The sequence below is a fragment of the Luteimonas soli genome, from assembly GCF_042648865.1.
Classification (GTDB): domain Bacteria; phylum Pseudomonadota; class Gammaproteobacteria; order Xanthomonadales; family Xanthomonadaceae; genus Luteimonas; species Luteimonas soli.
The window spans coordinates 93,155-117,514 of sequence record NZ_JBHRYA010000003.1; the positions used below are offsets into that span (position 1 = coordinate 93,155).

16 protein-coding genes are annotated in these 24,360 nt (G+C 68.4%); 6 read left to right on the forward strand and 10 right to left on the reverse strand.

What is annotated here, in order from left to right; translation table 11 throughout:
• Position 1 precedes the first annotated feature (1 nt).
• On the forward strand, positions 2-904 hold the full coding sequence (locus ACFONC_RS03795) for a hypothetical protein (RefSeq protein ID WP_386742391.1): 903 nt from the start codon (positions 2-4) through the stop codon (positions 902-904).
• Positions 905-1,008: 104 nt separating this feature from the next.
• Entirely contained in the window at positions 1,009-2,403 is a 1,395-nt protein-coding gene (locus ACFONC_RS03800) for a TIGR03013 family XrtA/PEP-CTERM system glycosyltransferase (RefSeq protein WP_386742393.1), read from the forward strand.
• Positions 2,404-2,419: 16 nt separating this feature from the next.
• On the opposite strand, the gene ACFONC_RS03805 is transcribed toward ACFONC_RS03800, so the two are convergent.
• Positions 2,420-3,094, reverse strand: coding sequence for a J domain-containing protein (locus ACFONC_RS03805; RefSeq protein ID WP_386742394.1), 675 nt, complete (start codon positions 3,092-3,094; stop codon positions 2,420-2,422).
• 269 nt (positions 3,095-3,363) lie between these two features.
• Between ACFONC_RS03805 and ACFONC_RS03810 the strand changes: the two genes are divergently transcribed.
• A complete protein-coding gene (locus ACFONC_RS03810) occupies positions 3,364-5,088 on the forward strand; it encodes a glucosamine inositolphosphorylceramide transferase family protein (protein WP_386742395.1) in 1,725 nt (574 codons plus the stop codon).
• A gap of 166 nt (positions 5,089-5,254) precedes the next feature.
• Here the strand turns inward: ACFONC_RS03810 and ACFONC_RS03815 are convergent, their stop codons facing one another.
• A complete protein-coding gene (locus ACFONC_RS03815; protein WP_386742397.1) occupies positions 5,255-7,021 on the reverse strand; it encodes a hypothetical protein in 1,767 nt (588 codons plus the stop codon).
• 402 nt (positions 7,022-7,423) lie between these two features.
• On the opposite strand from ACFONC_RS03815, the gene ACFONC_RS03820 reads away from it, so the two are divergent.
• The 3 genes from ACFONC_RS03820 (at position 7,424) to ACFONC_RS03830 (ending at position 13,785) form a co-directional block, all read left to right on the forward strand.
• Positions 7,424-11,362: a non-ribosomal peptide synthetase gene (locus tag ACFONC_RS03820; RefSeq protein ID WP_386742399.1), complete on the forward strand. Its 3,939-nt coding sequence runs from the start codon at positions 7,424-7,426 to the stop codon at positions 11,360-11,362.
• A gap of 103 nt (positions 11,363-11,465) precedes the next feature.
• Positions 11,466-12,977 carry a lipopolysaccharide biosynthesis protein gene (locus tag ACFONC_RS03825; RefSeq protein ID WP_386742400.1) on the forward strand — a complete coding sequence of 504 codons (1,512 nt, stop codon included), beginning with the start codon at positions 11,466-11,468 and terminating at the stop codon, positions 12,975-12,977.
• A gap of 43 nt (positions 12,978-13,020) precedes the next feature.
• Positions 13,021-13,785: a YdcF family protein gene (locus tag ACFONC_RS03830; RefSeq protein ID WP_386742402.1), complete on the forward strand. Its 765-nt coding sequence runs from the start codon at positions 13,021-13,023 to the stop codon at positions 13,783-13,785.
• A gap of 22 nt (positions 13,786-13,807) precedes the next feature.
• Here the strand turns inward: ACFONC_RS03830 and ACFONC_RS03835 are convergent, their stop codons facing one another.
• The 8 genes from ACFONC_RS03835 to ACFONC_RS03870 are packed head-to-tail and all read right to left on the reverse strand — an operon-like array spanning position 13,808 to position 24,357.
• A complete protein-coding gene (locus ACFONC_RS03835; RefSeq protein WP_386742404.1) occupies positions 13,808-15,160 on the reverse strand; it encodes an O-antigen ligase family protein in 1,353 nt (450 codons plus the stop codon).
• Complete coding sequence (gene asnB / locus ACFONC_RS03840; protein WP_386742405.1) at positions 15,151-17,049, reverse strand: asparagine synthase (glutamine-hydrolyzing); 1,899 nt, start codon at positions 17,047-17,049, stop codon at positions 15,151-15,153. Before asnB ends, ACFONC_RS03835 begins: the two co-directional genes overlap by 10 nt.
• Before the next feature lie 2 nt (positions 17,050-17,051).
• Positions 17,052-18,239, reverse strand: a complete 1,188-nt coding sequence (locus ACFONC_RS03845) for a glycosyltransferase family 4 protein (protein WP_386742406.1) — start codon at positions 18,237-18,239, stop codon at positions 17,052-17,054.
• On the reverse strand, positions 18,229-20,013 hold the full coding sequence (locus tag ACFONC_RS03850) for an asparagine synthetase B family protein (protein ID WP_386742407.1): 1,785 nt from the start codon (positions 20,011-20,013) through the stop codon (positions 18,229-18,231). Before ACFONC_RS03850 ends, ACFONC_RS03845 begins: the two co-directional genes overlap by 11 nt.
• Positions 20,010-21,164, reverse strand: coding sequence for a glycosyltransferase (locus ACFONC_RS03855; RefSeq protein WP_386742408.1), 1,155 nt, complete (start codon positions 21,162-21,164; stop codon positions 20,010-20,012). The genes ACFONC_RS03850 and ACFONC_RS03855 overlap by 4 nt, the downstream gene beginning before the upstream one ends.
• A 10-nt stretch (positions 21,165-21,174) precedes the next feature.
• Complete coding sequence (locus ACFONC_RS03860; RefSeq protein ID WP_386742409.1) at positions 21,175-22,407, reverse strand: glycosyltransferase family 4 protein; 1,233 nt, start codon at positions 22,405-22,407, stop codon at positions 21,175-21,177.
• Positions 22,404-23,555 carry a glycosyltransferase gene (locus tag ACFONC_RS03865; RefSeq protein WP_386742410.1) on the reverse strand — a complete coding sequence of 384 codons (1,152 nt, stop codon included), beginning with the start codon at positions 23,553-23,555 and terminating at the stop codon, positions 22,404-22,406. The genes ACFONC_RS03860 and ACFONC_RS03865 overlap by 4 nt, the downstream gene beginning before the upstream one ends.
• Before the next feature lies 1 nt (position 23,556).
• Positions 23,557-24,357, reverse strand: coding sequence for a polysaccharide deacetylase family protein (locus ACFONC_RS03870; protein WP_386742411.1), 801 nt, complete (start codon positions 24,355-24,357; stop codon positions 23,557-23,559).
• Positions 24,358-24,360 lie beyond the last annotated feature (3 nt).

The window sequence follows — 24,360 nt, forward strand, 5'->3', positions numbered from 1 at the left end:
GATGGAAGAAGTACTCACGTTCGGCGAAGGCGGCTTCGGCATCCTGACCCCGGCGCGGTCGCCTGCGCGCGGTGCGGTCGTGGTGCTGTTCAACGCCGGCCTGATCCACCGGCCGGGGCCGCTGCGCCTGCATGTGGACCTCGCGCGCCGGCTGGCGGCATCGGGCTTCGACGTGTTCCGCTTCGACCTGCCCGGCATCGGTGACGCCGGGATGAAGGGCGCGGCCCAGGCAAGGGCGGTGCAGGCGCTCGACGCGCTGGCGGTGCGGACCGGTGCCAGGGCATTCCTGGTCGGTGGGATCTGCAGTGCGGCCGACCTGGCCTGGCGCATGGCGACGCTGGACGAACGGGTCCGCGGCCTGGTCCTGGTCGACCCGATGGCGGTCAGGGGTGGGTGGTACCGCTTCGGTCGGCTGAAGATGTTCCTGGGTACGCCGCTGCGCGAGCTGCTCGGGAAGCTGGGCCGGCGGCTGCGCCGCATGGCGCCCGGTGCGGAGCATGTGCCTTCGGTCGAGGACTACCGGGAGTGGCCGTCGCCAGCCGAATTCCGCGCGCGGCTGGCGGAAGCGCTGGGCCGCGGCGTGCGCGTGCTCGGGCTTTACACCGGTGGGGTGTCCGACTACCTGCTGCACCCGCGGCAGATCGATGCCACCTTCGGCGCGCTGCGGGTGCACGCGGGGCTGCGCCTGGAGTTCCATCCCGAACTGGACCACATCCTGTTCGCGGCGCGGGATCGTTGCCGGGTGGTCGAGGCGATCGCGGGCTGGGCAGACGGAGCAGTTCCGGCAGCAGGGGCTGAGACGAGGCCGGGCCTTCCACCCGGAGGACGGATCGGATCGGGAATGCATGCCGCCGTGGCCGCTGCCGCCCGCTCGCCGCGTATCCATTACCAGGCCGGCGCGTAGTTGCCGGCGGACAATCCCACGCAGGATGCGTGACCGATCTACAGATGGCGACAGGGGGCGGGGCAGGAACACTTCCCGGATTCATGTCGTCTGGAGCGATGGACATGATTTCGGCATTCTCCGGCCGGGCCGACCGCACGGTTCGCCTGCTCTGGTTCCTCGAACTCCTGGCGATGCTGCTGGCGGTCACGGCTGCAGTCTGGTTGCGGTTCATGGACGATCCCGTGAGTCGCGGCATGTTCGTGGAAAGCGCGCCGGTGCGTACGCTGTTGGTGGCGGCCTTCGTCACCGGCGCGATGGCCGCCTTCGGTCTGTACCAGCCACACGTCCGCCACAATCGCGTCGACCTGGTGCTGCGCATCGCACTGGCATTTGCGTTCGGCGGCGTCGCGCTGCTGGTGCTGTACTACGCCGTGCCGCAGACCTACATCGGCCGGGGCGTGCTGGTGATCGCGCTGGCGATTGGCTTCATCGCCATCTGCACGCTGCGATTGGTCGTCTACGGGCTGTTCGGCGTAGAGGCTTTCAAGCGCCGAATCCTCATCCTCGGCGCCGGCAAGGCCGCGGACCTGATCAACAGCCGCCTGCGCCGGCGCAGCGACCGCAAGGCGTTTGCCATCATCGGCTTCCTGCCCATTCCGGGCCAAGAGGAAGTGGTCGCCGAAGATCTGCTGGTGCGGTCAACCGATCCCCTGCACGAGATCGCGCAGCGCCTCAATGCCGACGAGATCGTGGTGGCGCCCGACGAGCGTCGTGGCGGCCTGCCGATGGAGCAGATCCTGCGCTGCGCGCAGCACGGCATCTCGGTGGTCGACCTGACCATGTTCTTCGAGCGGGAGGCGGGGCTGATCAAGCTCGAGGTCGCCGATCCTTCGTCGCTGGTGTTCTCCGGCGGATTCGACCACTCTTTCCCGCGGCGCTTGAGCAAGCGTGCCTTCGACATCGCAGCCGCTCTGGTCTTGCTGCTGCTGGCGTGGCCGGTGATGCTGGTGGTCGCGGCCTGCGTGTGGCTGGAGTCGGGTGCGCCGATCCTCTATCGGCAGGTGCGCGTGGGCGAGGACGGGCGCACCTTCAGCCTGGCGAAGTTCCGCAGCATGCGGACCGACGCAGAAAAGAACGGCGTCGCGGTCTGGGCCAGCACCAACGACGACCGCACGACACGCGTCGGGCGCTTCATCCGCGCGACACGGCTGGACGAGCTGCCGCAGCTGTTCAACGTCCTTGCCGGCGACATGAGCTTCGTCGGCCCGAGGCCGGAGCGGCCGCAGTTCGTGGACCAGCTCAACCAGGAGATCCGCTACTACAGCGTGCGCCATTCCGTGAAGCCCGGGCTGACCGGCTGGGCGCAGCTGCGCTATCCGTACGGGGCCTCGGTGCAGGATGCGCGGGAGAAGCTGAAGTTCGACCTGTTCTACGTCAAGAACCACGGCCTGATCTTCGACTTCATGATCCTGCTGCAGACCGTCGAGGTAGTGCTGTTCCGGCGCGGGGCCCGATGAGTGCCCGCGCGGGCGTTCATTGCCCGGCAGGGCTGTGCGGCGTGCGCGTCCGCAACCTGTACAACGGTGAGCTGTGCCATTCGACGAGGCGGCCATCCTCGAACCGCAGCCACGATGGGCCGTACTCCCAGACATCGCCACTGACGCGCGACGGAGGGCCCTGGATCGACAGGACCGTATCGGCATCCATGCCGGCCAGGACATAGGCGTGGCCGCCGTGGTTTGCCGTGTCGGCGTGCGCGGCCGATGGACGCGTGCCGCTGGCCGCCGATGAACCTGGCGTCGACTCCTTTCCGGGAAAGGCCGAGAGCACCAGATAACCGATCAGGCAGGCGAGCCCAAGCAGCAGCCACCAGTGACTGGCGGGGATCGGAGATGTTTCAGGAGCCGTGCCACGCTTGCGCGGAAACGCGCGCGACGACGCCATCCCCCGCGAAGCCGGGACAGTGGGGGTTTCAACAACCACGCTGCCTGGCAGGCGGCCATGCTGTTCGTGGAAATGGATCGCATCCTTGTACAGCGGGATCAGTCTGGCGAGCTGAATGCTTTGCTTGTCGTCCCGGGACTTGGGCGAATGCCTGTCCGGATGCAGTTCCGCGACACGTTTCCGATAGGCATGCTTCAGTTCCTCGAGTGAGCAACCGGGCTCGAGGCCGAGCAGCGAATACAGTTGCGAGAAGTCCAGCCCCATGATCCGACTCTGCCATCGCCGTGGGCGCCGCGACCAGGGCCGTGGCGACGCGAACATCCTACCAGCCGAGATTGCCGCCATGGCAGGCCGGGCCCGATGGTGGCAGGGATGCATTGGCGAGCGCGCGTTTGTCTGGAATTCGAGCGCCTGTACACTGCGGAAGTCGCCCGGATGGCCTGCAATCCGGCTGGGCTCACCATCGCCGTGGACCCCAGGAGCATGGCGGGGGAGAGGCGACAGGCGCGCTGGGGGCTGGCGGATGGGGATGCATGATGGGACAGCATGATGGCGGTCGGGGCGTGGAGCACCGAACCCCGCTGTATGCAAGTACATCCGAATCTTCAGTTCCCTTGCGGGTCGTGCTCGTAACGCCCGTTCGTGTGCCCCAATGGCTGTCCGTGTTCGTGTCGGAGTCGCTTGCAAGCAGGTCCGTCGAACTCGACGTGGCGCTGATGTCGCATGCTCCTCCGCGCCGTGTCCGCGCGATGCCGTTCGATGTGCGGTTGTTCCTGGGACTGGAGCGGGTGCTGTTCCGGTTGCTGGGGCGCATCACCGGGCGCAGGCCGACCGGGCCCCTGTCACCGGTTTCGCTGGATATGACGCGCCACGCCAGCGGGCGCGTCGCGCACGCGGACACCGAATCCCTTCTGGCCGGCGTCCGCGAGTCGCGGGCCGACCTCGTCCTGCTCCACGGCGCGCCCGAGCTGGCGCCGATGCTGGCGCCACTGGCACGGCATGGATGCTGGATGCTGGACCCGGACATCACCGAACCTGATTGCGCGGGGTTGGCACTCCTGGCGCCGATCCTGCGGGGCGACAGCGCCACCGAACTCAACCTGTACCTGGTGTCGGGGGCCGTCGGCACCGAGACCGCCGACGCGCTGGCCACTTCCCATGGCGCCACCAGTCCCATGTCCTTCAGCCAGCAGCGCGACCTCGCCTTCGCCAAGCTGCCCGCGATGCTGCTGCGGGTGCTGCGTGGATTCGCAGCATCGCGGAGAGCGGGGGAGCCCGCGGCGATTCGTTCGCTGCGCGTGTCGCCGCCGTCGTTCACGCTGCATGGCGGACTGGGGCTGAAATCCTTCTTCGTGGCCGTCAGGCAGTTCCTGCGTTGGCGGGGACGAAGGATCCGTGCGCGCCATCCATGGTTCCTGCTGGTGCCTACCGGTGCTTCGCCGCTCGACCCGACCGACCCCGCGATCGGCAGGCACGCCGTCCTCGTGGCACCGGGCCAGGACTATTGGGCCGATCCCTATCCGGTAATGGACGCTGGCCGGCGCCTCCTGTTCGTCGAGGAACTTGTCCATGCTCGCAGCAAGGGCATCATCATCTGCCTGGAATTGCTGGACGACGATGTCGTGGTACGCCGCGGCGTGGTGCTGGATGAGGACGCGCATCTGTCCTATCCGCAGGTATTCCAATGGGACGGCGCGTGGTACATGACGGTGGAGTCGTGCGAGGCGAATCGGGTCAGCCTTTATGCCGCCGATGAGTTCCCGCTGCGCTGGCGCCGCATCGCGGACCTGGTCGAAGGCCACGAGTGCGTCGATCCCACGCTGCACCACCACGAAGGGAGGTGGTACCTGTTCGCGAACATCTCCGAAAGTGGCGGGGGGTTGTCCGACGAACTGTTCCTGTTCACCTCCGATACCCTGGCGGGTCCCTATCGCCCGCACCCGGCCAATCCGATCCTGTCCGACGCACGCATGTCGCGGCCGGCCGGCCGGCTGTTCCGGCACGAGGGCCGGCTGGTGCGCCCGTCGCAGTGCTGCGTGCCGATCTATGGCACGGCGGTGGTCTTCAACGAGGTGTTGGAGCTGACGCCCGAGAGCTATCGCGAGCGTCCGATGGCAACGCTGAAGCTCGATGCAATGCCCGACCTGGACGGCTGCCATACCTACAACTCATGGTACGGCTTCGAGGCGCTGGATGCGCATGGCCGCCCGCCTGCGGCGGGGGCGCGAATGCGGGTGGTCGAACCCGACAGGGTTTGATGCCTTCAAGTGGTCGCGGGCGACATCAACAACGCCCGCACCTTCCCTCCGCGCATGCGGGGGAGGGAAGGGCGGGAATCGATCTTGCTGCCTGCTGCCCGGTGTCGATGCATTACCGGGCAACTTCATTCAGCGGCGCCGCGACGGCGCTCCATGACTGCGCGGGTTACTTCGCCGGGCGCCCGGAGTCGGACCAGGAGCGCAGGGCGGACAGGCCGAGTCGGTTGAGGTGCACGGACCAGCCGATGCCCGGCATCGCCAGCGGCGCCAGATAGGTTGCGCTGTCCTCGGTGAGCCTGTGCGCCTGCACGGTGCGCAGGAACGACAGCGAGCGCCGGAAGAACAGCATGGCCGGCGGGGTGATCGCGACCCGCCCGCGATTGCCGGCGGACAGCTTGCCGCCGGTGGAGGCAGGCGCGGCATCGCCATCGTTGACCGGGCCGGTGGCCGGCTTCGACGCGACCGCTTGTCCGCTCGCTCCGACGTTGTTGCCCTGGACTTCCAGCGGCGGCAGCGTGCCGCCGGTCATGGGTCCTGATGTCGGCGGTGGCCTGCTGGTACCGCCGGGCAGGGCCGTGGCGGGGATATGGATGATGTAGGCATCGATGTCGTCGCCGCGCACACCCCAGTTGGTGTTGAAGATGATGCGCGTGAAATCGCGGCTGACCGACGCGTGCGGCTCGGCCCAGTAGCTGCCGCCACCGTTGCGGGTATAGGCCAGCGGGTAGATCCGCGGATTGGCCTTCAGCTCGACGGCGAAGATCTTGTTGGTGTACCAGGGCCAGCTGCCGTCCCTGGATGCGGACGTGCCGTAGGTGCTGATCACCGCCCAGCCCGGCTTCTTCATGCCCTTGCCGGACACGTGCAGCGCGGTGGCCGATCCGTTCGAGTAGGTCGGGAACAGCGTCGTCCTTGGGCACGACGGCGCATCCGACGCGGAGGCCGGGACGCCGGGGCAGGCGTCGATGTCGACGAAGAAGACATCGCCCTTGTCGCTCTGGTAATCGATCGAGACGAAATAGTCCTCGCCGTTCGGGCCGAGCGCGAGATCGGAATGCTCGCTCTTGTGGAGCAGCTTCTTCTTGGTCTTGAAGTCGCGTGACCAGGCCCAGGTGCCGGTCGAGTCGGACGAGGTCACGTACCAGCGACCCGCGGCCGACATGCTGGAGTGGTCGGGGCGGCTGCTGCTCTGCATGCTGCCGGCGAGCCTGTTCTGCTGCAGGTCCCAGACCATGTAGCCGAGCAGGCGGAAGTCGCCGTCTTCAACCTGGAAACCCCAGTACCGGCCGTCCGCCGAGGGCGAGCCTTCGGATTTGGTCCAGATGTGTCGGGCACCCGAGGCCCACGCAGGCAGCTTGTCGGCGAAGTCCGCGGCCACCGCGTACGAATTGTTGCGCACGTCAAGCTTCAGCAGCTTGGTGCCGCCGTTGGTCGGCAGGTAGTAAAGGATGTTGGGATCGGTCGGATGCCACTGCGGCTCGGCATCGCCGGCCAGGTGGTACTGCGCCGGCGTCGACGGATTCGCCACGCGCGGCGACAGCTTGCGCAGGTGTTGCAGCGTGTTCGCGTCGTACAGGTGCCACCAGCCATCGTTCGAGTAAACGATGAAGTAGGTATTGTTGGCGTTGAACGCCTGCCTGCGCGAATAGTCGTTGCGTGCGAACGCACTCGGCGGCTCGGTGGCGTGTGAAGTGGCCCGTACCTCGCAGGTCCCGAAGTTCGGTTCCTCGAACACGGTGCCCTTGGCGGGCTTGGACATGTTGACCAGGGGAGGGTTGACCTTGCCCTCGGTCAGGGTGTAGCCACTTGGATAGAAGGAGTTGCATTTGCCAAGCGACTGGGCGCTGGCGACAGTGGGGGCGACGGCGAGGATCAGCGCGGAAAGTCCGAGCGCGACGAAACTGCCGGCAATGGGTAATCGTAATCGGTTCATCGAGAACGGCTCCTGTTGGCCGCAAATCAGGTTTGGATAAGAAGTGACAGAGCCCCCTGCTGTCCGGTTGGGAGTTTAGTCCACGTTTTTGTACCGTTTGAGCAGTCGGTCGCGAATTTTTCTTACTCCGAGGCTTGGATTTAGATCGAATTCACACTTCCAGGGTCCGTATAGTGGGGCCGCGCCCCAAATATGGGACGGCCAAGGAAAGAGCGGGAAAGGGGCCGAAGGGCTGCCGGACCCGCCGCCGGGACAGGCGGGGGCGCCGGACTCGGCAGCCTTTTTGGGGGGGGGGGCGTGACCGGTGCGTGAAGCGAACCCGCTTGGGGGCGGGTGGGAAGTTGCTGGACGTACGGGGAACGGGGGGCCGTTTTGAAGGTAGCGACGCACGACGGTGCCGGAGTGGGCATTCGCTTTCCGCTGACCGACGCGCAGGCGGAGAAGTGGCTGGGGAGTCGGTACAGCGCCCAAGCGTCGCTGGCCTTCGTCGAGGCCGTCGAGCTTGTTTTCGAGGGTGCGCTCGACGTGCCGCGGCTGCAGGTGGCCCTGGACGCCGTCGTGGCCAGGCACCAGGCGTTCGCGGTGCGCTTCGAGCGGGACGGCCAGGCACAGGTATACGAGCCCGCGCAGCGCATGCGCGTGGGCATGGTCGACCTGTCCGACAGCGCTGATCCGCTGGCCGAGTACTCGGCACGTTGTGAGCGCGAGCGGGCGACGCCGTTCGATCCGGCCGTCGCCCCGCTCGTGCGGGCGTGCCTGTACCGGCTCGCGCCCGGGCAGTACCGGATGTTCATGGCCGCGCACCACCTGGTGTTCGATGGCTGGTCATTGCGCATCGTCCTGAAGGATCTCGCGGCTCATTACAACGCCACGACGCCGGAGCAGCTGGCGCGTATCCCGCCGGCCGACTCGTGGGCAGGTTTCGCGCGCGCCGAGCGCGCGCGCCGCGATGGTCCCGAGGGCCGGCGCTGCCTGGACTACTGGCTGGGGCAGTTCCGTGACCTGCCTGAATCGCTGCGTCTGCCGACGGATCGACCTCGCACCGGCCGGATCGATTTTTCCGCCGCCAGTTTCAACATCGACGTGGATCCGGAACTCTGGCAGGGATTGCGCCGAGCGGCCCGGGGGCAATCGGCCACGCGCTTTGCGCTGTTGCTGGCTGCGTACTTCGCGCTCATGCACCGCCTCTCCGGGCAAACCGACCTGGTCTGCGGAGTTCCCTTCGCCGGCGCGGCACAAGGGGGTGGTGCGCGCCTGGTCGGCGATACCGACAACACGCTTCCGCTTCGGGTGCGGGTCGACCCGTCGCAGCCGCTGCAGGCACTGGTTGGCCAAGTGCAGCAGAAGCTGAAGGAGGCCGCCGCGCACCAGGACGTGTCGCTGGGACGCATCGTCGATGCCCTGCCGCTGCAGCGCGATGCCGGCAGGATGCTGCTGGTGGAATCCATCGTGACGCTGGTGCCGTCGATGGATCGCCTCGCCTTCGATGGCGTGGACTGCAGGCTCGAAGTGATGCCGCGCAAGGCGGCCGCATGGGAACTGGGCTACTACTGGCGGCAACTGCCCGGTGCGCTCGTACTCGAAGTGCAGTACCAGCGTGAGATCTACGACCCAACCACGATCCACGCCTGGACGCAGGCATACCTGGCCGTGTTGGAAGCGATCGCCGCGGAAGCGGCCACCCCGGTGGCGGACCTCGATCTCGCGGGGCCTTCGTCGCGCGCGGCGTACGTGCTGGCCGACGAGGCCATCCCCGCCATGGGCAATGCACCATCCCTGCCGGCGCTGCTGCAACCCGCGTTCGGCGAGCATGCCGATCGCTGCGCCGCGGAATGCGGCGAAGCGACGATTGACTACGCCGCGCTCGACCGCCGCAGCCGGCGACTGGCGGCCGCGTTGGTGGCGCAGGGCGTGGCGCGCGGAGAGCTGGTCGGGGTCGCGGTGCCACGTTCGCTGGACATGCTGGTGGCGGTTCTTGCGGTGCTGCGCGCCGGCGCGGCGTACGTGCCGCTCGATCCAGCGTTCCCCGTGCAACGCTTGCGTCGCATGGTCGAGCATTCGGGGCTGGCCAGGATCATCGCCGCGGACGCGGCGGCGTTGCCTGCTGCACTTCTCGATGGCCGCACCTGCCTGTCGCTCGGCGCGCTCGAGGCATCCGGGGACGACAACGCGCCCCTTCCGGACGTGGATCCGGATGACCTGGCGTACGTCCTCTACACGTCGGGCTCGACCGGCGAGCCCAAGGGAGTGCGCATCCTGCACCGCAACCTGGTGAATTTCCTCTGCGCGATGCGCGGCTCGCCCGGGTTCTCGCGCGACGACGCGATCTGCGCGGCGACCACGCTGTCGTTCGATATCGCCGCGCTCGAGCTGTACCTGCCATTGCTGTGCGGCGGACGCGTCGTGATCGCGACCGAGGACGAGCATCGTGACCCGGAAGCGCTGTGCCGGCTGATCGAGCGTCGCCGCTGCACGGTGTTCCAGACCACGCCGTCGATGATGGCGCTGGTGCAGGAAGTCGGGCGCGCGGACATGCTGGCGCCGCTGCGCTTGCTGGTGGGCGGCGAGCCGCTGCCGCTGCCGCTGGCGCGCACGCTCGCCGGCCAATGCCGCGGCCTGTGGAACATGTATGGACCCACGGAAACCACGGTGTGGTCCAGCGTCGAACGCATCGAGGCCGGGACGACCGCCGTCTCGCTGGGCCAGCCCATCGCGCGCACGCGCCTGTACGTGCTTGATGCGCGGCGGCGACCGGCGCTGCCGCATGCGGTCGGCGAGATCTGGATCGGTGGCGCCGGCGTGGCCGACGGCTATCTGCACCGGTCCGATCTCACCGCCGAGCGTTTCGTGCCCGATCCATTCGTGGCGGACGGCAGTCGCATGTATCGCACCGGTGATCTCGGTCGCCTGCATGACGGCCGGCTGTACTTCCACGGCCGGGTCGACGACCAGATCAAGCTGCGCGGTTACCGCATCGAGCCGGGCGACATCGAGGCCGCCGTTGCCGGCGAAGTGGGGATCACCGAGTGCGCAGTCGCCGTGCGCCGCCTGCGTGACGGGGACGATGCGCTTGTGCTCTACGTCGCCACTGAACTGCCGGAGATCGACCTGGTGCCGACGCTGCGCGCGAAGCTTTCGCAGGCGTTGCCGGCATACATGCGGCCACAGTTCGTGGAAGTGCTGGAGCGGCTGCCCAGGACGCCCAATGGCAAGATCGACCGACGTGCGTTGCCATCGCCGTCAATGGACCCCGTGCCGGCGTCGACGCCGGGCAGGGCCCCGCGCAATGCACTGGAGAGCGAGCTGTGTGCACTGTGGCAGCGCTTGCTGCGATGTAGGCCGGTCAGCGTGGACGACGACTTCTTCGCCCTGGGCGGCTCGTCGCTGCTGGCGGTACGCATGTTCGCGGAGTTGCATCGGCGGCACGGCGTGGACCTGCCGCTGGCCACGCTGCTCGAACGGCCTACCGTCGCCGCGTTGGCCGAAGCCCTGTCAGCGGAGATCACGAACAGTGCCGCGTCTGGCTCCGCGGATGGAGCCGGCGACGACCGCTGGCATCCGCTGTTGTGCATGCAGCCGGGCGACGCTTCACGGCTTCCGCTGTTCCTGTTCCACGCGGTTGGTGGCAACGTCCTCAACTACCATCCGCTGCTCGACGCGCTCGGCGTGGACCAGCCGGTCTACGGGCTGCAGTCGATCGGCCTGGATGGTACGGCTGTACCACACGAGGGCATCGGCGTGATGGCCGACGCCTACGCCGAACAGATCGAGCGCCTGCATCCGAGTGGGCCGCTGCTTCTCGCAGGTGGCTCGATGGGGGGCATCATTGCCCTCGAAGTCGCGCGCCGTCTCAGGACGAGCGATCGCACGATCGCCATGCTGGCCATGTTCGATACCCACGCACCGGGCGCCGACGAAGGCGCAGGCTGGTGGCGGTCCCCATGGGCGGCCTGGCGTGCGTTGTCGCGCATGGATGCGGCTCAGTGGGCCGATCTGCTGCGCCGCTTGCGGTTGCGGTTCGTCGACGCCCCGTGGGCACGCGTGCAACACCTGCGTGATCCGTCGCTGCCCGAGCCGCTCGCAATCCGCCTGCGCCGCATCGAATCGGCCAATCACCAGGCGCTGAGCCACCACGTGCAGCAGCGCTACGACGGGGATGTCGAGCTCTTCCGCGCACCGCTGGTTCGGGGCGGCGACGGGACGCTGGGCTGGAAGACCTGGATCGACGGCGACATCCGCGTGCACGAGCTGCCGGGAAGCCACCACGACTTCATCGCCAGGCCCGAACTTGGCCGGCGGCTGCGGGAGGGCATCGCTGCAGCGCGCGGCACGACGCGATGACTGGATCGGCGGTCGTTTTGCGTTCTATTCGAAGGACGGCGGCTCCCCCATCGCCGGATGAAGGCAACCGCTTGCGATTCCCGCTCGAAGCATCCAAGACGCGATGAACCAGCCAGTCGACGGGCCCGTGGCGGCCACCGCCCCCCCGACGCCGCGGAAGGCCGGCGTGGGCCTGCATTACCTGCGCTATTCGGGCGCCAGCGTGCTGGTCATGGTCGCGGGCCTGATCTCGTTCCCGCTGTTGACGAGGCTGCTGGACAACACCCAGTACGGCATCCTCGGCTACTACGAAACCTGGTTGATGATCGGCGTGGCGGTGGCCAAGCTGGGCGCACAGCACGCGATCCTGCGCTTCTATCCGTACCACGACGAGGCGAACGGGCTGCCCGGCTTCGCCACCAACATGTTCCTGCTGCCGCTGCTGGTCTCGTGCGGTATCTGGGCGGTCGGCATCACCATCTTCGCTTGCCTGGACTGGTTCGGCGGTGCGTCGTTCTCGCCGGTGCTGTGGATGGCGGTGCTGATGGTGCCGCTGCAGGTGTTCGTCAGCCTGGTGCAGATGGTGCTGCGTGCCGGCGAGCATTCAGGCCTGCTGACGGTCACCCGGGTCTCGTGGCGCTGGATGGAGCTGGTGCTGATGGTCGGTGCGGTGTACGCGCTGGAGCGCACCGCGGTGGCGGCCTATGGCGGCAAGATGCTGGCCGCGGCCGTGGTCGTCGTGTTCTACGTGTACTGGGTACGGCGCAACATGGTGTTCTCGCGCCAGCTGGACTGGTCGCAGATGCGCACGACGCTGCGCTACGGCATGCCCTTGGTGGCCAACGAGATCGCGACCGTGTTGTTGATCTCCATCGGCCGGTTGATGTTGAAGGGCATGACCGGCGAATTCGCTGCCGTCGGCATCTTCACCATCGGCTACTCGCTGGCGCTGCAGGTGAGCATGCTGATGAGCGCCGCGTTGTCGGAGTCGTTCATCCCCGTGGCCAATCGCAGCTGGGAGACCGGCGGTGCCGCGGCGGTGCGGGCGTTGAAGTCGAAGGTGTTGTTCCCGATGACGTACGCGTCGATCGGCATCGCCGTGGCCATCGCCTGCGTGGGCAGCGAAGCGGTGCTTGCGATCAGCGGTGCCGACAAGGCCGGGTCCGGCCCGGTGTTCGCGTGGATCGGCGCACTGTACGCGCTGTATCCGCTGCTCGAGATCGGCGGATACGGACTGCTGCTCCACAAGCGCTCGGCGATCGTGCTGTGGCTGACGCTGGGAGCTACCGCCCTCAGCGTGCTGCTCAACCTGTGGCTGATCCCGGCGCATGGCTACATGGGCGCGACCTGGGCAGCGGTGGGTGGTTTCGCGGCGTTGGGGGTGGGGCTTTATCTCTTCTGCCCACGTGAGTTGCGGCATCGTCCGGATGCACGCGCGCTGGCGGTGGCGCTGGGCGCGGCGACGGCATTCGCGGCCACTGTCGAAGGCAGCGACCTGTTCGGGCTGGCCTCGCCGTGGGCACGCCTGTTCGTGGCGGGTGGGTTCTGGCTGCTGCTGTACGTCGCGCCGGTGATGGCGCTCGACGGACGATTGCGGCATCTTGCCGGGTCGTGGAAAACGTGGAAGCAGGCATGACTCCGGGTCTCGATCCCGCCACCAGGCCTATCAGCTGCGTATCGTGCAGGAGAAGCGTGGCCTGATGTGGATCCTCTCGCCGCTGTCCTGGCTGCTGCTGGCCGTCCCCGTATTCGCCCTCGGCGCTCTTCTGCCGAGGCGACGGAAGTGGTTGTTGTGGATTGGCGGCGCCGGCATCGCCGGGTCGGTGCTGGCGATGACGCCCGTCTTCGCGAACCGGCTGGTCGGATGGCTGGAGGCGATGCCCGAACAGCCGCAGGCGTGCGAGACGCGCCCGCCGGATGTCGCCGTCCTGCTGGCGGGGGGCGTCGATCGATTCGCGCGCTCGGAGGAAGACGTCTCCGTGCTCAGCATCGACAGCCGTCGCCGCGCGGAGAAGGCGCTGGGCTGGTGGCGCCAGGAACCAGGCCGGCGGCTGGTCGTGGCTGGCGGGAGCCGCGGCCGCCGCAGCGTTGCCGAGGCGGTGCTCGTCGCCGGCTACCTGCAGCAGCTGGGTGTGCCCGCCGAAGCGATCCGCACGGAGACCCGCTCGCTCGATACCTGGGAGAACGCGCGCAATGTGGCGGCGTTGCGTCCGGCGCTGCCGCGAGAGGTGGTGCTGGTGACCTCGGCCATGCACATGCGCCGCGCCAAGTACTCGATGGAACAGGCCGGGTTCACCGTCTGCGCCCTGGGCGCGGACTGGCGCTACGTGCCGTTCCGGCGCATGGGTTACCTGGTGCCTGACAGCGGCGGCCTGGACAAGTCGGAAGCCGCCCTGCACGAACTCGTGGGGCTGGCGGTCTACCGCCTGCGCCACGGTCGCTGAGGGCGATGCGCCACGGCGCCCCTCAGGTTCCGTGGCCCTGGTCGCGGCTGCCGTAGCGGCCCGGTGCGATGCGCGCGGCCAGCGGGAAGCGCGATCCGATCCGAGCCGCCATCGGCTGCGCATGTGTCGCAGCTGCCGCGCCGGGCATCGCTGCCTTGCGCTTGAGCCCGAAGTAATGCTCCATCAGCCCGCATAGCGCCCAGAAGTTGGCCATCACCGAGCCCTCGAAGAACGGGCTGCCGTAGACGTTGCCCATGCCCACGGAGATGACGACCAGGATGAAGCCCAGCGACAACGCCTTGGCTTCGGCGTCGCTGCCGGGCACCGAGCGCGTGAACTCCATGCCCATCCGCAGCAGGCGCCAGAACAGGTAGAGCAGTGCCAGTAGCCCCAGCGGCCCGCACTCGGCAAGCATCAGGAAATAGATGCTGTGCGCGTCGTAGCCGGCGTAGCGTGGCACGTAGTTGCCGATGTACTGCTTGAAGCGGTTGACGCCAACACCAACGGGGTGGTCGCCCCACATCCGTATCGCGCCGTCCCAGATCTCGAAGCGGCTGGCCGTGCTCGTATCCAGGTGCTGCTCACCGACCCGGTCCTGCTGTTCGGTCTCGGCCACCCGCTCGGTGACGCCTTCGGGCAGCATGCCGATCGCCGGCACCATCAGCACTGCGATTACCACCGCCAGGACCACGTTGCGGCGCACCAGCAGCAGGGCCAGGCCGACCAGCGCGATCAGGTAGGACTGGCGCGAGTAGGTGGCCATGATCGCCACCGCCATGATCAGGCAGCCACCGATTGCAGCCAGCCGCCAGAACTTCTGCTTGCGGAAGAACAGCGCCATGGCGATGAACATCGGCAGGAACATCGCGTAGAACACGCCGGCGCGGTTGGCCGTGGTGTAGTCCTCGCCGAATGGTCCCGACGCGCGCCGCGATTCATTGTAGTTGCCGAAGCCGTAGTCCAGGCCTTCCTTGATCGCCTCGATGCCGGCGACCGCCGCCACGATCATCAGGAAGATGATCAGCTGGCGCGTGCCCTTGGTGTCCTGCCCGCAGCGCCGGTACACGAAGTACATCAGCGGGAAGAAGAGCATGTTCTTCAGGTAAGTCAGGTCCTCCACGGTGTCGCGCGGCATCGTCGCCTGCGCGATCGCGAAGCCCAGGACCAGCACCGCGAACAGCAACATCAGCGGAACGGTGATCCGCCCGACAGGCTGCAGCGGGCGGTAGCGTTGACCGCCCATGAGCACCGCCATCGCCACGACGATGAAGATGATGTTCGCGAGGTTGAGGCCGGGAATACCGGTCTCCGGCGACAGGTGGAGCATGTTGGGCATGAACAGCAGCGGCATCGCCAGCAGCAGCCTCATGAACATGCGGCACCCCCATCCACGGCGGTCGCCGGGTCGTCGAGGAAGCGCCGCGCCCACAGTTCCAGGCACAGCGACTGCCACAGCGCCTCGCCGCGGTCGATGTTGCGCTCGAGATGGTCGTGCAGGAGTGATTGCGCAGCCTGTGGGCGCATCAGCCCGCGTTCGCGGAAGGCCTGGCTGGCGAAGGTATCGGCGGCCAGGGTGCGCAGCGGGCCGCGGAACCAGTCCGCAAGTGGAATCGCGAAACCCTGCTTGGGCTTGCGGATGGCGCGCGGCGGCAGCCATTTTTCGGCGACGGCGCGCAGCAGGTGCTTGCCGCGGCCGCCGCGCACGCGATAGTGGGTCGGCAGGCTGAGCGCGAACTGCGCAAGATCGGGCTGCAGGAACGGCGAGCGCCCCTCCAGCGAGGCGGCCATCGCCATGCGGTCGAGCTTCACCAGGATGTCGTCGGGCAGGTAGCTTTGCAGGTCGATCGCCACCGCGCGGTCCAGCGGCTCGTTGCCGGCGCCCAGGTGGCTGTCCGGCTGGTCCAGCGCCGGCAGGTGGAAATGGCGCGCGCCGCCGGCCTGCGGGCGCAATTCATGCGCGGTGTCGGCGCGCATCACCGCCACGCCGCTCAGGTAGCGTTCGTCGAACGGCAGCCGCAGGCGCTCGCCGACGCGCGACAGGCGCTCGCCGTGCGGATTGGGCGCGATGCCGCCGGCGAACTTCAGCAGCGCAGCGCCGGGTGCGCGCAGGCCGCCCAGGCGCTCCAGCTTGAGCAGTCGGAGGTAACGGTCGTAGCCGCCGAACATCTCGTCGCCGCCGTCGCCGGTCAGCACCATCTTCACGTGCTGGCGCGCGAGTTCGGACACGAGGAAGGTGGGCACCGCCGACGAGTCCGCGAATGGTTCGTCGAAGTGCCACACCAGTTTGTGCAACAGGTCCACCGCGTCGGGCTCCACCACCAGTTCGTGGTGGTCGGTGCCCAGGTGCCGTGCGACCTGGCGGGCGTCGTCCAGCTCGCTGTAGGCTTCTTCCTTGAAGCCGATGGTGAAGGTCTTGACCGGCCGGTCCATGTGCCGCGCCATCAGTGCGACCACGGTGCTCGAATCCAGGCCGCCGCTGAGGAATGCGCCGAACGGGACGTCAGACACCAGCCGGCTGGCGACCGCGCGATCAAGCAACTCCTCGAGTTGCTCCGCGGCCTCGTCCTCGCCCAGCGTGGTTTTCGGTCCCAGCGACGGGCGCCAGTAGCAGTGCAGGCTGGCGCGGCCGTCGCGGTAGCGCAGGTAGTGCGCGGGCGGCAGCTTGCGTACGCCGGCGAACACGCTGTGCGGGCAGGGTACGTAGCCGTAGGCGAGATAGGCACGCAGCGCGTCGTCGTCGAGATCGCGCGGGCAGTCGGGCGACTGCAGCAGCGTCTTGAGTTCGGAACCGAACAGCAGCCGCCGCTCGTCGTGGGTGTAGTACAGCGGCTTTTCGCCGAAGCGGTCGCGCGCCAGCACCAGCTCCTGCGTGCGGCGGTCCCAGATCGCCACCGCGAACATGCCGTCGAGCCGGTCGAAGATCGCCACGCCGTCGCGCAGGTAGCCCTGCACGATCACCTCGGTGTCGCTTTGGCTTTCGAACGAGTGCCCGTCGTGCTCGAGGCCGGCGCGCAGCTCGCGGTAGTTGTAGATCTCGCCGTTGAAGACGATGCATACCTGGCCGTCGGCGGCATGCATCGGCTGGTGGCCGCCGTCGACGTCGATGATCGAAAGGCGGCGCATGCCGAGCAGCGCCCGGTCGTCGTGGTGCAGGCCGCCTTCGTCGGGGCCGCGGTGGTGGATCACCGCATTCATGCGGTGGCCCAATGCCGGGTCCGGGGCCGGTTGCCCGGGGGCGACCACGAGGCCGGCGATGCCGCACATGGTCAGGCGCTCCGGTGCCGGCCGACGACGGCGCAGTGCGGCGGCCGCGGCTCGCCGACGTACAGCTGCTGCAGGCGGTTGAGCACCTGGTCGAGCCCGGCGCTCGCGCGCACGGTGGCGCGTGCGGCCTCGCCCATGGCGGTGCGCGTGGCGGGATCCAGTGACGCGGCCTCGGACAGGCAGCGTGCCAGGCCGGCGCGGTCGCCCGGCTCGAACAGCCAGCCATTCTGGCCGTCGCGCACGAAGTCCTCGTTACCGCTGATGCGGCTGGCGATCATTGGCAACCCGGATGCCATCGATTCGAGCAGCGTGTTCGACAGCCCTTCGATGCGTGAACCGAGCACGCCGACGTTACCGTCGGCCAGCATCGTCTCGATGTCGTCGCGGTGGCCGGCGAACTCGACGCGCCCCGAGATGCCGAGCCGCTGCACCTCGTCCTTCAACGAGTGCTCGAGCTGGCCGCTGCCGACCAACAGCAGGCTGGCATCCGGATGCGACGATGCGATCATGGCGAACGCGGCGACCAGCGTGGCCAGGCCTTTTTCCGCCTCAAGGCGGCCGATGAACACGAAGCGCGCAGGGGTCGGCGCAGCTGCATCGCGCGTGATGTGCGCGAAGCGTGCGACGTCGACCGCGTTGGGCAGCAGCACGATGCGGTCGGCGGGAATCCCCCGCGATTCCAGGGTTTTCGCGATGCGGCGGCTGATCGCCTGCCAGGTCCCGGCGCTGCGCAATGCGCGGCAGGCGAGCCGGTCGACCAGCCCTGCGCGCGGCGCCAGCGTGCCCTTTTCCAGCTCCCACCACCCGGACACCTTGGTCAGCACGCGCTTGTCCAGCCATTGCCCCATGAGCGCGCAGACCGCGCCCATGCGGTGGGCGATGTGCACATGCCAGGCGTCGTAGCGTTCGCGTCGTGCGTGCAGGAGCATCGCCATGCGCAGCCAGAGCCACGGCCCGCCCAGCAGCGGCAGGCGCGGGAACCACAACCTGCATACGGCGGCGCCGTCGAAGCGTGAAATCTTCTGCGTCGGCACCCACGGCAGGCGCGGCACCAGGATGGTCACGCTGTGGCCGCGAGCGCGCAGGCCGCGCGCGAGCGTGCGTACCTGCGCCTCGGCGCCGCCGCCGCGCAGGGCGGGATAGGCGGCTTCCAGCACCATCAGTATCCGCAGGCGGCGCTCAGTGGCCATCCATGTACTTCCGCATCCACAGTTCCAGCACCAGCAGTTGCCAGATGGCACCGGAGTAGTCCCAGGCGCCGGCCATGTGCAGTTCGACCAGCTTGTTCACGAACGTGGGCTCGACCCAGCCGCGCTGGCGCGTCCGGTCGTCGAGCAGGATTTCGCGCATGAGCTCCTGCGTCGCCCGGTCGTTCTTCAGCCATATCGCGGTAGGTAGCCCGAAACCCTGCTTGCGCTTGCGCAGGATTTCCTCGGGCAGAATGCCCTGCATCGCCTTCTTGAACAGGTAGCGCTTGTTCAGCCCGCGGACCTTGTACCGGGCCGGCAGGCGCCCGCAATACTCGACGAGATCGGGGTCGAGGTAGGGGAAGCGCGCCGATACCCCATGATGCTTGCAGGCGCCGTGTACCTTGACCAGGTCGTTCTGTGCGATCGCCATCATCAGGTCCAGCCGCATGATGCGATGCAGGGGCTCGCCGCCGTCGCCCGCGTCGTACACGCTGCGCATGAACTCGAGCGACGCATCGCGGTTGACGTGGCTGCGGAACTCCGGCGTCAGCAACCGCAGGTAGTAGTCGGAAGCGAAAGAATCGTCGGTGTAGAAGCGGTCGGGGTTGGGCTGCGAGCCGCGCTGGGTGAAATTCCCGACCCGGTTGAGCAGGTGGTTGTTCGTCTTGCCAACGAGCTTTCCGGCCATGCGCGCACCGGCCTTCAGTGGCGCGGGCAGGCGATAGAAGGCCTCCAGCACCTTGTCCTTGGCGTAGCGCTGGTTGCCGCCGAAGATCTCGTCGCCGCCGTCGCCGCCGAGCATGAGCGAGAAGCCCTCGGACTGCCCGAGTTCGGCACAGGCCAGGGTCGGGATCGCCGAGGTGTTGCCGAACGGCTGGTCGTAGGCGTCGATCACCGCATCCAGCAGGGCAAGCGCACGGGTCCGGTCGACGTGGTCCAGGTGCGGCTTGGCGCCGCACGCCTCGCCGGCCTTGCGTGCGAAATCGAGTTCGTCGTAGCCGGCCTCGTGGAATCCGATCGAGCAGGTCTGGACCTGCGCGCCTGGCTGCCTGGCGAGGATGGTGACGATGCTGCTGCTGTCGGTGCCACCGCTGAGGAAGCAGCCCCAGCCGTCGTCCGCTGCCGGGCGAAAGTCGCGCACGGTGCCGATGATGCGTTCGCGCAGGTCGCCGGCAAGCTGGTCGTCGCTGCCTTCCAGGTCGGCGGGATACGCCGGCATGTAGTAGCGGGTGGTCGACTCGGTGGCCGCGTCCAGCGCCAGCCGTGTGCCCGGTTCGATGCGGTGGATGTCACGGCAGATGGTGGACGGTGCCGGGATGAAGGCGAAGTTGAGGTAGTGGTAGACCGCGGTCAGGTCCACCTCGCGGCGCACCGCCGGCGCGTCGAGCAGCAGGCGCAGATCGGTGGAAATCGCGAAGTTTTCGTTGCGCCGGTACCAGTACAACGGCAGCGAACCGAAGTGGTCCGTGGTTGCCAGCACCGTTCCGCCTGCAGGATGCCAGGCCACGTGGGTGAAGCGGCCGCGCCAGTCGCGCATGGCGCCGGGGTCGTCGCCGGCCGCGTCATCGGGCACGCTTTCGACCAGGTCGGCGAGTGCGAGCCAGCGCTTGCCCGTTGCGTCCCCGCCCAGGTGCACGCTGCCGCGCGTGGCGAGCACGATGGCATCGTCCGCGCCGCTGCCGCACTCGAATCCCGGCAACCGGCTCGCCCAGTCGGCCGCACCCGGCCCTCCGGCGAGGACGAAATCACCGCGGATCGAAGCTGCGAGGCTCATCTGTTCCCACCTGTCCTGCCAGCATCGAGGGTCGACGTCGAGGGCAGGGCGCTTGGCCGGCATGGCGCCAGGCAGCGTTCGTAGATCGCACTGGTCGAGGTTACGAGATTGTCGATCGAGTAGCGTTCGTGAACCATCTGCGCCGCCTTTTCCGCCAGTCGTGCGCGCAGCGCGGGTTCGGACGACATGCGTTGCAGCTGCGCGGCCAGCGCATGCGCGTCGTCGTCCGGGAACAGCAGGCCGGTTTCGCCATCCTCCACCAGTTCCGGGTTGCCGCCCACGGCGGAGGCGATCACCGGGCATCCTACCGACATTGCTTCCATCAACACGTTGGACATACCTTCGAACGACGAGGGGAGGACGAGGAAGTCCGCGGCTTGCATGAGCGCCGCGGTATCTTCGCGTTCGCCTAGTAAACGTATATCGCCGCCAAGCCCGGCCGCCTCCCGCATCGCCTCGATCTCCGCGCGCATCGGACCGTTGCCGGCGAGTGCGACCCACGGCCGCGAAGCGGGCGGCAGTCCCGCAAGCCCTTTTATCAGGCAGGGAATGTTTTTCTGCGTGACCAGGCGGCCGACGAACAGGCAGAAGGGACGGTCGGGCGGCGCGCCGATCGCCTGCCGCAGCCTGGCGGACCGATCGGGCGGCTGCCGTTCGATGGGAAGCATGCCGTTGGGAACCACGCTGAAGCGTTCCGGTGCGGTGCCCGAGCGTTGTGCGGCGGCCGCCGCCCCCGCTCGTGCGTTCGCGATCACTGCGGTGCTGCGTGAGAGCACGTAGCGCTTGAGCCTCCAGAACGGTGCCGGCTGGTCCAGGTACAGGCCGCGGACCGAAGCCACCAGTGGCAGGCGCCGGCGCGCCAGCAGGGCAGCCATCAGGGTCCACAGTTCCGCGGTGAGCGAGAACGCGTGCACCAGGTCATAGCCGTTGCGCCGCAGCAGCGATGCATAGGCCAGTACGAACCGGAGGTCCACGCGGCGGCGTTTGGGGACGTGGTGCACGATGATCCCTTGTGCGCGCAGCTCGTCAACCAGGAATGACGGGTTGCGGAAGAACACCAGTTCCGGCTGCCACCGCGTGCGGTCGAGCCCGCCGAGCAGGTAGCTGATCTGGCGCTGGCTGCCGCCGACCTCCATTTCGTCGGTGACCACCAGCAGGCGCCTAGGCGACATGCAGCACCTCCTGCATGTGGCCGCGCAGTCGCGCAGCCTCGACGCGTGCGTCGAACTCGTGCTCCACGCGCTCGCGCGCGCCGACGGCCAGGTGCCGGCGCAGCGCAGCGTCGCCGAGCAGGCGCTGCAGTGCATCGGCCAGTGCATCGACGTTGCCGGGGTCGACCAGCACGCCGCCGACGCCATCCTCGATCAGCTCCGGGATCCCCGACACGCGGGTGCTGACGGGAGTGCAGCCACTGGCCATCGCCTCCATCAGGGCGACCGGGATGCCGTCGCGGTTGCCGTCTTCGGCGACCTGCGACGGCAGTGCGAACAGCGTCGCCTCGCGCATCCACCTGCGTACCACGTCCTGCGGCTGCGCGCCGGCGAACTCGATCCGCTCCGCCACGCCCTGCCTGCGGGCCTGTTCGCGCAGCGCAGACTCGAGCGGGCCGGAACCGACCAGCCGGCAATATACGTCCACGCCGCGTTCGCGCAGTAGCGCCAGGGCAGCCACCAGCGTGTCGAAACCCTTGATCGGGTCCAGGCGCCCGACGGCGAGGATCCGGTTGCCTTCGCGCCCATCCGGCCGCCACGGCGCGTGCGCCATGTCGACGCCGCAGTGCACCACCTTTAGTTGCTGCGCACCGTCGCCGGCGACATGTTGGCGCAGCCAGTCGACGTTGTACTGCGAGATGGTCACTGCCAGCGCGGCCTCGTCGATCTTGCGCGCCAGCAGTTGGCGCTCGGTGAAGATGTCGTGGGCGTGGCAGGTAAAACCGAATGGCTTGTCCAGCAGCCGGCCCAGCGCCCAGGCGACGGTGGACGGGTAGGTAGCCCAGTGCGCGTGGATGAGGTTCGGGTCGAACGTGCGCAGCCAGGCGGCGTGTTCGAGTCCGCGCAGCAAAGCCGCCAGCGACTTGCCCAGGACGCGCGGGCTGCGCCAGCTGTCCGCGACGATGCGCGCGAGGATCCCGGCCAGTACCCAGGGCCTGGTCGCCGTGGTACGCAGCAGCGCCGCTCCGGCAGCGAACAGCGACCGTGGATGCCTCGCCCGGTCAAGCAGTACGGCCGCGTCGTCGTGCACCAGGCTCTCGGATGCCGGCTTCAGCGACAAGACGCGCACGTCGACACCCGATTCGATCAGTGCGGCGATCTCGCGCACGATGAAGGTTTCCGACCAGCACGGAAACAGCGACACCACGTACACCACGCGCTGCAGGGGAGCAGGGCCCTTCATCGTCCGGTCGCCTCCAGGCGCGTCGTCCGCCACAAGTGCGCATTCGGATTGCGCAGGTAGTCGAGCAGCGCCAGCCCGGCGCTGAGGTTCAGGCTCAGGAAGGCGCCGCACAACCGGGCCGGCAGCCACGCGCCGGCCAGCGCCGGGCGTGCGCGGGCGCCCAACGCGAGCAGGTAGGCCGCGGCCTGCAGGCCCAGGGTCGCCAGGTAGAGCACGTCGCCGCCGCGCGCCAGCCACGCGTTGCTGGCCAGCAGCACGAGCAGGCACCACGGCGCGGCCAGTCGCAGCCATTTGTGGCCCCACAGCCGCAGCGCCAGTGGGTGGGCGCCGGGCAGCGCGAGCCGCGGCCAGCGGTGCAGCAGCTGATAGTTGCCGGCCAGTGTCCGGCGCTTGCGGGTTTCCTCCGACGCGCTGTCGCTGGCGCCGCGGTCGTGGGCCAGTGCATCGGGTACGAACACGATCCGGTACCCGCCGGCCGCGATCGCCAGCGGGATCCACATGTCGTCGAGGATGATGCCCGGCGGCGGAGGGGTGAGCAGCGCCCTGCGTGCCGCGTAGAGCGCCCCGGTGGCTCCGATGATCGAACCGCTCGCGCTCTCCAGGCGCCGCAGCAACTTCTCGTACCGCCAGTAGGCGTCGATGCCGCGGCCGTAGCCGGTGTCGGCTTCCAGAACCAGCTCGCCGCTGGCCGCGCCGATTCGGGCGTCGGCGAAGACGGCAGCGAGTGCGCGCGCCGCGCCGGTGTCGATGCGCTGGCGGACATCGGTGAACAGGACCAGCTCGGAGTCGAGGTGCGGCAGTACGTCGGCGATGCATGCGGACTTGCCGCGCCTGGACTCATGCGCGAACACGCGCAGCCGTGGACCCCCAACCGCTCGCGCCGCCGCCTCGGTGTCGTCGTTGCAGCCATCGCACACGAGGTTCACGCGCAGCCTGTCGGCGGGATAATCGAGCGCGAGCAGGTTGCCGAGCTTGGCGCCGACCAGTTCGGCGCCGTCGTGCACGACCAGCAGCACGTCGATCGTCGGCGTGCAGGGAGCAAGCCGGACCGGGCGCGCACCCAAGCGCGCCAGCAGTGCCATCAGCAGTGGATAGCCGGCGTACGTGAACGCGACCGCCAGGGCCGCAAGCCAGAACACGATCGCCATCTCAGCCTCTTCGTCCGGCGAGGGCGAGCATCCGGGCGCGCTCGTAGCGGGAGTCCCCGAGGAGTTGCTTGGCCAGGGACAGGGAGCCATAGCGCAGCTGTTCGCGCAGGATCGAGGTGGCGCCACCATCGACCCACGCGTTGAATCGTCGCGGGTCGAGCGGGGCGGTGACCGCCAGCCGGGGCAGGATCGCGGTACGGCGCGACGCGGCCATGCGGCCGGGTCGGGATGAGACGACATGGAGATATCCGCATTGGCGCGCGATTCCGACCAGTCCGACCGGCATGCGCCCACCGGGCGGTGCCAGCAGGGTGGCCGCGGCGCCGACGCCGTCCTCGATGCGTACGTGCGCGGCGTGCAGCCGTTCGCGCAGCACGGGCGCGGCCAGGTCCGTGAAGTAGCTGTGGTCGTAGCCGTGCGACTGGATCGACATGCCGGCATCGCTCATCTCGCGCAGCTGCGCCCAGGTCGCGAAGCCGGGTGTGCCCACGTTCGCCGGGTTGACGAAGAAGTCGGCACGCATCCCGTACTCGGCGAGCGCGGGGAATGCGACCTCGTAGTTGCTGGCATGGCCGTCGTCGAAGGTGAGCAGCACCGGGCGTCGTTCGTCGTCGCGCAGCCAGTCACGCACGGAACATGCGCCACCGGCCCGCTGGATCTGCTGCAGCTGCCCGCGGAATACGGCTTCGTCGAGGGTGTAGTGCGGATCCTGCCCCGGCGGCGCGTGGCCGCGTGAGAGCGCGTGGTACATGAGCGCGACGGTGCGTCGCGGCTTTCGCAGGGGTGGGGTGTCCGCTCGCATGCG